Genomic DNA, 12,568 nt, shown 5'->3' with positions numbered 1-12,568 from the left:
AGATTTGATCGTCTTTACATCTGCCGATGAGTCCATATATAAGCCCATTATCAAAGAATTCATGGAAAGAACCGGTTTTTCTATTAAAGTAATCACGGGTTCCTCTACTGACCTTGCCGATTGTATCCAGTCAGGTGCTCTCTCCAATACTATTGACGTCGTATTTGCAATAGATTCCGTGATGCTGGAGCTTAATCGTACTGCGTGGTTACCCTATCATGTTGAAATCTCAGCCTTTGACAGCAACCCGGAGATTGTAAATGACGGAGCATGGATCCCTCTTTATCATCTGCCTGTCGTGATCATGTACAACAAGCGGCTGGTTACTTCCGAGGAAGTACCTACTGGTTTTGAAAGTCTGTTGTCAGATCAATGGAAAGGCAAGGTCGCATTTATCAGTCCCAATGATTCGGAAATTTCTGCTTATGCATTATTAATATCCAACAACATCATCGGCAATATCGGTGAATATACAAAAAAACTGGTAGAAAATCTTGAATATCAAACATACGACTCTAACCAGACCCTTAATACTTCTATTGAAACAGGACATATGTATCTGGGAATTTCTTCTGAAGATAATGCCTATAGCCTGACAAAGAATAATCCCGATATCAATTATATCTATCCCAATGAAGGTACATTTATCATTACTTATGGCTCTGCCATAAGTAACGAATGCAACAATACCGACACTGCCAGGTCTTTTATAGACTTCATCTCTTCTGAAGATGTAGCCTTGTTTTTATCTGACAACAACCACCTGCGTCCGGCTAGAACAGATATTTCTGCCCCTGATGGCCTTCGTCCTCTCTCAGAGCTGCCTCAGTTTACGCTTCCCTTTAACGAGATCATGAAGCAGTATAAGATCATGCTGATAGGATGGAACAATCATTTTAACACGAACATTCCTGAAAGGTAGTGAAAATACGAAGCAATTTATTCTCAGTCTTCCATTTAAATATCATATTTTTTTATCTTGCCTGGCGGTATCGCTGATACCAATTATATTTTCCAATATATTTATCGTACGCATACTGGATGAATCTCTAATACATCGTACAGAATCGGAACTCGAATTACAGATGGACCAAATCAAAAGTCATATGGATGAAATATTTTCCATCAGCGAAGATATCTTCAAGGATTTGACAAAGGATGATACCACCTGCCGTTTTATGTCCGGAGCAGCAGACCCTTATCTGCAAAAAGATTTATATATTTTATTATATCAGGCTGCTAATAAGATCTATGGTTATGCGACTATAAGCTTATATGACGCGAATGGCTGCCTCTTATTAGCTTCTGATAACGAAGAAGTGCCGGCCGCTTTACCCTTGTACTGGGGACTTCTCAAGAAGCTCTCTCTCACCTCTGATACGGTATATTACAAGACAGATTCTTTTGTCAGCAGGAATACCAATATATTATATCAAATCGCACGGCCCCTTCTTAACAGCCAGGGTACTGCAGCCGGATATATTGTCTTAAATTTCAATAAAGACAGCTTCGCACATCTCTTAAGCAATGATTATATTGCCTCCGACTGCCTGATGATATTTGATTCCTTATTGGAACCTATCTACACTTCACGCCCGCTTACTGACAATTCGAATATAGTATCTATGCTGGATCATGGGCGGGGCAAAAATCATACGGAACGCTATATATACCAGAGTTATAAGAGTTCTCAATATCACTATGCTATATTATTACAAAAGCAGGCGCAGATCAGTAAAACTTCTATTAATATGATGTATTTGATCACAATGGTCATTACACTTCTATGCCTGTTTCTCTGTTTTGTGGTATCCTTGTTTTTTAGCCGCAGCATATCAAGGCCCATCAATCGTTTGGATCAGGCAATGAAGCAAGTAATAACAGGAGATTTAAGCATCCGTATGCATACAAATAGGAAGGATGAACTTGGCAGGCTCTCCCAAAGCTTTAATTATATGGCAGCAGAGCTTGATCAATATATAAAATCTGCAGTCACCAGGCAAAAGAACCTTGACGAAACCACGCTGAAATTATACCAGACACAGCTAAATCCACATTTTTTATACAATACACTTGATTCCATCAAATGGCTCTCGAAAATCAGCCAAAGCAATGAAGTCACTACATTAGCAGAGAATCTGGCATTAATACTCAGGCACTCTATCTCTTCACAGCCATTTGTCACATTGCGTCAGGAACTAGAGATTATTCGATATTATGTGGAAATACAAAAAATCCGATTTTCCGGACAATTTGTGTTTGCGGAAGAAATACCAAAATTAATTTATGACTGCCTGCTTCCTAAGATGATATTGCAGCCTCTGGTAGAAAATTCCATTCTTCATGGCCTGGAAGGATTTGAAAATGGTTATATATGTATCTATGCCGAAATACAAAAAGGCGGCGAAGCAGACATCTTATCAGTCTCTGTGTCTGACGATGGCAGTGGCATCAATGCAGATATGCTGGATTGGCTGAATCAGAAAGAAGTGGTCAAGAAACGCGGACATCTGGGATTATATAATGTCATACAGATATTAAAGTTATATTATGCTGACAACTATGATATCTCTGCTAGTAATTTAAAAGAAGGCGGGTCCGTTGTCACAATACATATCCCAGTGAAAAGGAGTTAATGTATGTATAAGATAATTGTAATAGAAGATGAGACTCCAGTCAGGCGAGGAATTATATTGACGACTGACTGGGTATCCTTGGAATGTGTACTGGTCGGAGAAGCCGCCAATGGAGAAGAAGGGTTAAAGATGGCTCTTGACCTTTCTCCTGATATCATTATCACCGATGTGAAAATGCCCCGCATGAACGGTACAGAAATGGTCAGGGCCTTGAAGGATTCCGGCAGCCAATCCCATATCATCATGCTTACTGCATACAATGATTTTAACTATGTACAAAGCGCGCTCAGACTAGGGGTAAAAGATTATCTCATAAAGCCTTTGAAAAATGGAGACCTGGAAAACTCCGTTAAAACTGTGATAGACAATATCAAAAATCAAATCCATGCATCATCAGGTGAAAGTACATTGCTCTCCGTTCCCAATCTCCCGCTTTCCGAGCATACATTCAATAAATATATTGCAGGAGCAATCAAATATATCGATTCCCATTGCCGGGAAGATATCAGCCTTACTACTGTAGCACGATATTTGGATATCAGTGAGGGATATTTAAGCAGAATATTTAAAAAAGAGACAAATTATACCTTTACCGATTATCTGATCTATTACCGGATCAAGATGTCCATGCAGTTGTTAAAAGATCAGCGGCTGAAGGTGTATGAAGTGGCTGATTCCGTCGGCTATTCTGATACTACTTATTTTAGCAACCAATTTAAAAAAATCGTGGGAATGTCACCCACAAAATATCAGGAGAGATGCAATTAGCTCTCTCCTGTACTTTCTTAATTCTCATTTTTCAGTTTTCCTTCTGTCATTTTGAGCACCGTTATCTCCCTGTCAGCCGGTATTATATCCGCGCTGTCAATCGCTATTTCGAAAAACATAGATAATATCCCCATATCTGTATCCTCGTCGGCATGGTATTCCGAGGATAGTATCTTGCCATTCTCACGGATATATTCCTTTATATCTGCTATATCTGCCGGTTTCGCCCGAAGCTCCAGATACATTGACTGCATTCCTCTCTTTTTTTGTGCAGCTGACATGTGATGCCCTACGACTAATTCTACAAATAATACGGATGCGGCGGTAAATATCCCTATGAGGAATTGTCCTGCACCGATTGCCAAACCAACTCCCACCGTAGCCCAGATGCCTGCCGAGGTGGTAACACCGCTGACGCTTTTTTTATCTTTATAAAATATAATTCCCGAACCAAGAAATCCAATGGCCGTAGCTACACCAGAAGCGATCCGTGACGGATCTACCCGTACCCAGGCACCTGTCACATCAGTGAAGCCGTACTTGGAAATCAGCATCATAAGCGCGGATGCCATTGCGATGATTACATGGGTCTTAAGTCCTGCTGGTTTGCCTCTGTGCTGCCTCTCATACCCGATCACGCCTCCGCAAATCCCTGCTATTACTAATCTTATTATATGTTGGGCCTGCATATCGAGACTCATCCGGCAAACCTCCTTTTCTCACTCTCATGTCAATATCTTGTTAAAATCATCATCTCCCATATCCTGATAAATCAGATAATCCTTTATACTCAGCCTTACTTCCTGACCGGTTTCTAACGTATCATAGGAATGGGAATCCGATATCACCCTTATACTTGCATCACCTGCTCTTACATGACAATCAGTCACATCACCCAGGAAAAACGTAGTCTCCACCTGCCCGCGAATCTGCTCTCCAGTTTCCACAATGGAGATATTCTCCGGTCTCACGGATACAATCACATCCCCTGTCAGCTCTCCATCATACTTCAATTCAGCGTTTGTACCTTTTAACTGAATCACTCCGGCCTTTGATATACCCTTCAGAAAATTCACCTTACCGACGAAGTCTGCAATAAATTGATTTGCAGGGTTTCTATAAATATCAATAGGCGAACCTACCTGCTGTACCACACCTTTATTTATTACAAATACACGGTCGCTCATTGTCATTGCTTCAATCTGGTCATGAGTCACATAAACAATATTAATCTTCAGCTTTTTCTGAATCTCTTTGATTTCATAGCGCATACTTTCACGCAGCTTCGCATCTAAATTGGACAAAGGCTCATCAAGCAGCAATAATTTCGGTTCAGCGACCAGGGCCCTCCCCAGGGCCACACGCTGCTGCTGCCCTCCTGACAGCTGAGAAGGCATACGGTCGGCATACTGAGACAGATGTACGGTTTCCAACGCAATTTTTACCCGCTGTTCTATCTCGGATTTTGGAAGCTTCTGTATTCTGAGAGGATATGCCACGTTGTTAAACACATTCATATGCGGCCATACCGCATAGGATTGAAATACCATCCCAATCTCTCTTTTTTCCGGAGGAACAAAGGTATCCGTGCTGTTTACCACCCGGTCATCAATCTTGATTGTGCCAGTGGTCGGCTTCTCAAAACCCGCTATCATACGCAGCATTGTGGTCTTACCGCACCCGGAAGGTCCTAACAGTGTGATAAATTCCCCGTCCTTAAATTCCTGTGTGAACTCTTTTAAAACCTGTACGTCACCAAAGCTTTTGGTAACTTGATTCATACTGATAACAGACATATTCTGCTGCTCCTCTCCTATACTGAAAACTTCCCCTTCGTCAGTTTATCCAGAACTACATTTAAGATAATTACCACCAATAATATCCCTGCAGCCATCGCGGATGCAGTCTGCTGGCTGGTCTCTGTCTGAAACTTATAGAGCGCTACACCCAGGGTCTTGGTTTTGCTGGAATAAAGCAGATTTGACATGGTAAGCTCATAAAAACAAGGCATGAAAATAAGAAACCAGCCGGCTACGATAGATGGCACAATCAGCGGGAATACAACATCAACCAGCCGTTTTATCCAGCCTGCACCTGATATCTGTGCTGCTTCTTCAAGGGATGGACTCACCTGCGAAAACGCCGATACCACAGTCCGCATCCCCATCAGCATATATTTAATCATATAGGCTATGATCATGATCGTCAGGGTATTATAGATATTGATGCCGAATTTTCCGCTCATCGTCATGATAAGCGCTAAGGCGATAACCACGCTGGGAGTTCCAGATCCTACCGTAATCAGAAAATCCGGTATCTCCTTCCCCTTCACGGTAGTACGTTTTAATAAATATGCCATTACCAGACATACCACCATTCCAAAGCTCGCTGCTCCAATCGCTGACAATACCGAATTTTTCAGAGAACTGACAATGGTTTTATTTGTAACAATCTTATGCCAATTCTTGAACGTAAAATTGCCTGCTTCAAAGAGAGGTTTTCCCATATTAACAGTAAAAGAGGTCATAAATACGGAAACGAATGGAATCACTACCACAATGACCGCAAAAATTGATACCAGGGCAGTAATTAAAAACCTCCATTTTCCCAAATCCACAATATTCGGTCTGGTTGATTTACCGGATACTGTGATATAATCTCTTTTCCCTACCACAAAATTAGAAACAAACAGTATCAGAAGGGCCATAACCATCAGAAATACAGCCAGATTAGTTGCGTCGGTCAGCCCCTGTTCCGAACCGATGGATACATAATCTACAATAGCTGTCGTCACCGTATAGATATTGCCTGGTGCCCCGATGATTGACGGAATCCCATAACAACTGGCTGCTGATACAAACACCAAAAGAGCCGAGGCGATGATGCTTGGAATCATGAGTGGTAAAGTAACACGAAGCAAGGTTCCAAGGGGTGAGGCTCCACTAATGCGTGAGGCTTCCTCTAACGAGGGGTCCATTTTCTCCATTGCACGGGAGATCGTTATAAATGCATATGGATAGTAAAACGTGGTCAGCACCCAGATCAGCCCGCCAATGGAATATATGTTGAAAGGATTCTCGCTTAAATGCAATACTTCCTTGATCATTACGTTCAGAGTGCCTACTTTGGGATTTAAGAGTCTCAGCCATGCCATAGCTCCTACATAGGGAGGCACCATATAGGTCATAACAAACAGGGTACGGAAAAACTTTTTAAAATATAGATTGGTTCTTCCCACCAGCCAAGCCAGGGGAAATGCGATCAGCACTCCAAAAAACATCGCTGCACCTGCACAGATCAATGTATTTCGCAAAGAATTTAAATTATTGGGGACTGAATAGATACGGCCTATTCCCATGAGCGAAAAGCTTCCATCCGGGAATAAAGAGCGATAGATCAGATATCCCAAAGGAAATAGCTGAAATATGGCAAGAAACGATATAATACCAAGAATAATGAACCATTTTATATCAAAATAAAATTTTTTATCTTTTGACAACTCCTGTCACCGTCCTTTGGATTATGTAGAAGGTGCGGCAGATCCTGCGCAGCCGCACCTTGCATCAATTCTATCGGATAACTTTTTGTTTATTTAAATTCCTTATTGCTTATTTCTTCTCAGGAATCTGAACATTATCCTGGAATAAGGAACGGAGAGCTTCTCTCTCGTTTAAACACTTCTGCCAATCGATCGGCATTGCTGATTTGATAATATCTGCCGTAGCAAGAGCATCATAAGGTGCACTTGGATAATCAGTACGAACGGAATGCATCCAGCCCTTAACGATATATTCCTGTCCCTCTACGGACAAAAACCATTCCTCTACTGCTTCTGCCACAGCAGCATTTCCATTCGCACTGTGCTCATCATTGATTATCATGATAGGAGATGACACTGATATGGTACCATCTGCAGGATAGATGACCTCCAGCTTGGAGCCCTCTTCTTCTCTCTTTTTAAGAACAGATTCTTCCAGAATCATGACTTCTTTACATTCGCCTGTCTCCAGTTTCGTCAAAGCGACAGACCCAGACTCTACCATGACCTGCTGTGCGCCCAATTCTTTAAAATAATCATCCCCATATTTGGAATGAAGTGCTACTATGGATGCATATGCACTGCCAGAGGTAAGAGGATTGCTCATGGAAAGAGAACTCTTCATTGCAGTATCTTTCGCAAAATCTTCAAATGAATTCGGTATATCCTCTTTATTCGTAATCTCAGGATTGTATGCCAGAATCATATTCAGAATACGCACCGGATACCAATAACCATCTTTGTCATATTCTCCAATCAGCTTGTCCGTCTCAGAAAATTTATACGGATGTAAGTAATTATCTGCCATAAGCTCCAATGCATAGGCAGGTTCAGCAACCATCAGGATATCTGCGCCGAGCTTGCCGCTATCCTTTTCAGCTGCAACCTTTTGCTGGATCGTACCGGTTCCTCCCTGAAAAAATTCAACATCCACGTTAGGAAATACTTCTTCCAGCTTGGAATCAATGTTTTCAATGATGTCCTCATACATGGAGGTATAAATAACAACCTTACCGCTCAGTGCGCTATTATCAACAGTTTCAGACTGCTTCTCCGTAACGGTTCCAGTGGTATTCTCCTTTTCACTGCTTTCCGTACGATTCGCTGTAGCCGGAGCAGGTTCTGCACCGTTCTCCGCCTTATTACAAGCTGCCAGACCTAAGATCATGGCAGATGCCAGTAAAACACTTAATAACCTTTTCATAAATATCCTCCTTTTTAATTGTAACATTTTAAGTATTTTTTATTAACCATAAGTATTATAACTGCATATATATGATATAATAAATAAAAAATATTAATATTTCATTTGTTTTTATGACATTTTCCACTATAATATATGATTGTTGAAGGAACAAAAAACATCTGGCATTCTGGCGGCCATCTGAGGGTTCATTTCTGCCAAGGTCATTGGAGGCGCAATGTATGCACCAGCTTCTGATAAAGCTATTGTGATTGATGACCGTTTTTGCTTGACCAACAAACCAACCCCAAGTGCTTCAAAATGAAGTTGCCAGGCGCTATACTTTGCTCCACCCTCATAAGCACTCATCCATTCTTCTTGAAACGGCTTAATATTCACATAATTCCTCCTGACTCTTCACCCCAAAAATAAAAGACGTTCAAACCCTCGCCTTATAACATACCTGCTGGTATGCCATACTTACGGCAAGGTTCTGAACGCCTTTTGAGTTTCTGTTATTTTTTTATCAAATCTCCTTTTACAATCTGTATCCAGTCCCGATACTGCTGATTAGAACCATAATTTGTCGTTTGCATTTAGTTATCTAGTTATAACTAACGATTATGGCTGTCAACCGGCTTAGCCGATTGTAACCACTGTTGCCCTTAAATAATTGATAAATTCTAAATCATGGGTAATGACAATGACAATTTTATTCTTTTCACATAACATATTGATTAAGTCTCCCACCCGTTTCATATTATCCAGGTCCAGACCGCTGGTTGGTTCATCAAAAACAATGATTTCTTTCTGGCTTAAGCATCCCGTGGCTACTGCCAGCCGCTGTTTCTGTCCTCCTGATAAAGCCATAGGGTGTTTTTCTAAAAACCCGCTCAGCCCCATGGTGTTCAGAACTTCTATTGCCTCATTTTCCGAAGCACCATTTCCAAGCATAGCTTCTGACAGCACACTGTCAGAAAAAAGCTGATGATTGACATCCTGCATAATTAAAAAACTGTTTTTGCAAAGCTGTTTCCGGTTCATCCGCCTGCCCTCCAGATACAGCTCACCCTGTTTACACGTTCTAAGGCCGCACAAACATTGAACCAAAGTAGTTTTTCCCACTCCGTTTTTGCCGCAAATAGTTGCCACGGTTCCTTTCAATGCAGTAAAAGAAAGGTTTTTCCATAAAATACGCTGTCCTCTTTTAACCGCAAGATTTTTCACCATCAGACCGTCACTGCTCTGGATCTGAACCCATTCTTCATAAACTTCCACCGGATTAACCGAACGGATTGACCATATTGAGCACTGTTCAGGGGTCAAAGCCTTAAATTCATCCTGGCTCCATTCTTTTGCAATAGCCCCCTCTTCCAGCCAAAGTGCCCGGTCCAGCAGATCAGCCAGATACCAGACTCTGTGTTCCGCAATCACAATGGTTTTCCCCTGCTTTTTTAATTGTTTTAATAATCCTTGCAGCCGCAGTATTTCTTCCTGATCTAAATTAGCGGAAGGTTCATCAAGCACATAAATCTCCGGCTGTTCCATATATGCGGAAGCAATGGCAATTTTCTGTTTTTCTCCTCCTGACAGCTCAAAGACACTTTTCTCCATCAATGGCTGCAGATGATATTCTGCCACAACCTGTTGCATTCGTTCCATAATGGCAGCTTTGGGAACTCCCTTATTTTCCATTCCGTATACAACTTCACTGGTCGTATCTAAATTAAAAAATTGAGTTCTGGGATTTTGAAAAACGGAACCTACTGTTTCTGACAGTTTCCAGGTTGGCTGATCGGCCGTATTCTCGTTATTAATCCACACCGAGCCGCTTAAAGTCCCAGGAATCTGTGTGGGAACCAGTCCATTGATCAGCTTTGTAAGCGTAGTTTTCCCGCATCCGCTTTTCCCGCAGAGCAAAACAAACTCTCCCTGCCCAACCTCCAGGCTGCAATGAAGCAGACTGGCCTTTTCTTCTCCTTCATATGTAAACGTCACATCACAAATACGAATCATTTTGTCTCCCCATGAATTTCTACCACACCCAAATTGCAGCAACTGCCAGCACCAGGAAATACATCAGTGCCAGAACATCCAATGACCGGATCTGGATCTCAACAATCGAAGTCTTAGGGGCCGGATTTTCTATCCCCCGGACAATGGCCGATTGTGCCAGTTCTTCACCGGTCTTTACCGCGCTCATTAAAAGAGGTACATACATACTCTCTATTTTCTGCTCCAGTCCTTTTATATTGCGTAAACGCATGGCATTCCAGATTGAAGTCAGTTCATCTTTCAGCGTGGGGAAATATCTGGCAGACACTGCTACCGATACTGAAATAGATAATGGAATATGCATTCTCCGGAAAGCTTCCAGCAAAACCCGGACCGGCGTTGTTGCGCAAAACAGGGCTACGGCCGCACCACATGGAAAAATCATTTTAAAGTAAACGAATACCGATATCATACTGGCCAAGGTGACATTTACATTAGGAATTACCAAAACCTGTATGACACATAAGACCAGATAACTGATCAAAATCTGAAACATGGTTTTTCTGACCCCGAACCAATCCATTAAAAATAAAATGCCGGACATAAAAATCCATTCTATGTACAGTTTTGTATGGGAAAATACAATAACCACTGACAAAATGATCAGGATCATGCCGATCCGGGGATCCAATCCCCTGCTCTTTCCATACATTACTTAGCAACTCCTGCCTTCACAAAGTGTTTTTTCATCAGTTTAAAGCCTAAAAAACCACCGGCTAAAGAGCCAATCAGAATGCTGATGATAATAAAGACCATTGTCGGTACGGAGACCAGCCGGCTTAATGCTTCAAGATATTCGGCATTCATAAAATTTTCCGAATATTTCAAAAAGGACTCTTTGTGGAACCACAATAAATAGAAATCACCAATAAATCCAAAAGAAAAGAGAACATAAGAAACCATGATCCAGAATTTATTTTCAAATTGCCCTTTTCTAAGAGCCAGTTCTGCTAAAATACCAGCAATGATTTCTGAAACAATGATTGAAATTGCCGCTGATATAAATATAATTCCCGTGACTACGCTGATCACAAAAACCGGGCCTGTTCTCCTGGTTTTTGCTACAATCAACATATAAACCGGGCCAATGAAAATAGCATCAAACATATGGGAAGCAAACCAGGCAACAGGGAGAATGCCCCCTAAGATCATAAAAAGAAAGCGGATCGCAATGCAAATCACCCCTAAAACAGATGCTATAATGATATCTTTCATACTCAGTTTACCGCTGATTCCTCTACTCATTTTATCAGTGACCTCCTTTGATTTGATTTTAGTTAGATATGACTAACTTCAGTGTGTGAAAAAACGGAGCAATCATATACTCCGAGCCTCAATTTCTTTAGATAACACTGATATTTTAATTCTAATTATGACTTTTGTCAAGAAATAATATGAAAATATTGGGATTTAATGGTAAGCCCTTCTTATCGTTTACTCAAAAAAAGGAACGTAAAATTCTATTCTCTGCGATGCAGATCATAAAATATCACGTTCCTCACTGGGAATCAGCGCGCACGGCTCTGATTATAATTCTATTTCCAGAAGTTTAAACCAACCGGCTTCATAAAAAACATACAGCCGTTCGATATATTCTCTGGCTTTTTCCCGAGGCATATCGTGAATCACCGTTTCGAAAATGCCTGAAAACAAAGCATTGGAGACAATATGGATCAGCTCTTTATCGATCCTTAACGATTTACCTCTTTCCGCCTGCAGTCCCTCAATAAAGGTAAGACTGGCTTCCACTTCAATTTGGACCAGCTGATCGATATAATTCTCATAAACTGTCCCTGCAGAACAGCAACAAATCAATTTAAACGCTTCAAAGTGATCATAAACATATTCAATTAACCAATTCTGATCCTGTTTCGCAAGCTGATCCAGGTTTTCGATCTGACGATTCACATCCAGATCCCAAAACTGCCGCTGCTGTTCCTTATACTGAGCCTTAAGCTGTTCTGCAGCCTCTGATACAAGTGCGTGAAATAACGCCTGCTTATCAGTAAAATAAATATAGACAGCACCGGTTGTGGCCCCCGCTGATTTCGCGATGCTGCGCATGGATGCTTTCTGGTATCCCTGAGTTGAAAATTCCTGCTTCCCCGCATCCAAAATAGCTTGTTTTAATTTCTCATTCGTTGGTCTCATTGATTGCCTCCAAATCTTATTTCATTTCAGGGCCCCTAAGGGTTCATTCTCCTTAAGATGATACCGGATACCGATGACAATTACCCTGGGAACGTTAGGATTTGAATTAAGTGTACTGAATTTTTCTAAAATAATCAAGTACCCTTGCGGGAGGAATCAATTAATCGAAGGAATCAATTATACTAAGAAATCAATTATACTAAGGAATCAATTAAACCCAGAATTCAATTATGCCAA

Annotated in this window: 12 protein-coding genes; 3 read left to right on the top strand and 9 right to left on the bottom strand. The window is 41.2% G+C overall.

The annotated features are described in order from the left end of the window. The first annotated feature begins 4 nt into the window (after positions 1 to 4). The 3 genes from RT269_RS15435 (at position 5) to RT269_RS15425 (ending at position 3,404) form a co-directional block, all read left to right on the top strand. Entirely contained in the window at positions 5 to 922 is a 918-nt protein-coding gene (locus RT269_RS15435; RefSeq protein WP_313183854.1) for an extracellular solute-binding protein, read from the top strand. Positions 923 to 1,085: 163 nt separating this feature from the next. Next, positions 1,086 to 2,636 carry a sensor histidine kinase gene (locus RT269_RS15430; RefSeq protein WP_313183852.1) on the top strand — a complete coding sequence of 517 codons (1,551 nt, stop codon included), beginning with the start codon at positions 1,086 to 1,088 and terminating at the stop codon, positions 2,634 to 2,636. A gap of 3 nt (positions 2,637 to 2,639) precedes the next feature. Next, a complete protein-coding gene (locus RT269_RS15425; protein ID WP_313183850.1) occupies positions 2,640 to 3,404 on the top strand; it encodes a response regulator transcription factor in 765 nt (254 codons plus the stop codon). Between the two features lie 17 nt (positions 3,405 to 3,421). Here RT269_RS15425 and RT269_RS15420 read toward each other — a convergent pair whose 3' ends face one another. From RT269_RS15420 to RT269_RS15380, 9 genes are all read right to left on the bottom strand, one after another. Next, the gene (locus RT269_RS15420) at positions 3,422 to 4,105 is read right to left on the bottom strand and encodes an MgtC/SapB family protein (RefSeq protein WP_313183848.1); all 684 of its coding nucleotides are present in this window, start codon (positions 4,103 to 4,105) and stop codon (positions 3,422 to 3,424) included. Between the two features lie 24 nt (positions 4,106 to 4,129). Further along, on the bottom strand, positions 4,130 to 5,200 hold the full coding sequence (locus RT269_RS15415; protein WP_313183847.1) for an ABC transporter ATP-binding protein: 1,071 nt from the start codon (positions 5,198 to 5,200) through the stop codon (positions 4,130 to 4,132). A 17-nt stretch (positions 5,201 to 5,217) separates the two neighbouring features. Continuing rightward, complete coding sequence (locus RT269_RS15410) at positions 5,218 to 6,903, bottom strand: ABC transporter permease (RefSeq protein WP_313183845.1); 1,686 nt, start codon at positions 6,901 to 6,903, stop codon at positions 5,218 to 5,220. A 109-nt stretch (positions 6,904 to 7,012) separates the two neighbouring features. Next, positions 7,013 to 8,146: an ABC transporter substrate-binding protein gene (locus RT269_RS15405; protein ID WP_313183843.1), complete on the bottom strand. Its 1,134-nt coding sequence runs from the start codon at positions 8,144 to 8,146 to the stop codon at positions 7,013 to 7,015. A 126-nt stretch (positions 8,147 to 8,272) separates the two neighbouring features. Further along, on the bottom strand, positions 8,273 to 8,524 hold the full coding sequence (locus RT269_RS15400; RefSeq protein ID WP_313183842.1) for a hypothetical protein: 252 nt from the start codon (positions 8,522 to 8,524) through the stop codon (positions 8,273 to 8,275). Positions 8,525 to 8,764: 240 nt separating this feature from the next. Continuing rightward, positions 8,765 to 10,141 (bottom strand): ABC transporter ATP-binding protein, encoded by a 1,377-nt coding sequence (locus RT269_RS15395; protein ID WP_313183841.1) that lies wholly within the window; start codon positions 10,139 to 10,141, stop codon positions 8,765 to 8,767. Positions 10,142 to 10,160: 19 nt separating this feature from the next. After that, positions 10,161 to 10,832, bottom strand: coding sequence for an energy-coupling factor transporter transmembrane component T family protein (locus RT269_RS15390; protein ID WP_313183839.1), 672 nt, complete (start codon positions 10,830 to 10,832; stop codon positions 10,161 to 10,163). Continuing rightward, on the bottom strand, positions 10,832 to 11,425 hold the full coding sequence (locus tag RT269_RS15385) for an MptD family putative ECF transporter S component (RefSeq protein WP_313183837.1): 594 nt from the start codon (positions 11,423 to 11,425) through the stop codon (positions 10,832 to 10,834). The genes RT269_RS15390 and RT269_RS15385 overlap by 1 nt, the downstream gene beginning before the upstream one ends. Before the next feature lie 282 nt (positions 11,426 to 11,707). Continuing rightward, positions 11,708 to 12,331 (bottom strand): TetR/AcrR family transcriptional regulator, encoded by a 624-nt coding sequence (locus tag RT269_RS15380; RefSeq protein WP_313183836.1) that lies wholly within the window; start codon positions 12,329 to 12,331, stop codon positions 11,708 to 11,710. Between the last annotated feature and the right edge of the window lie 237 nt (positions 12,332 to 12,568).

Source organism: Lacrimispora sp., from assembly GCF_032078915.1.
Classification (GTDB): Bacteria; Bacillota; Clostridia; order Lachnospirales; family Lachnospiraceae; genus Lacrimispora.
Note: the sequence above shows the minus strand (reverse complement) of the source record. Positions and strands in the feature narration are given on the sequence as shown.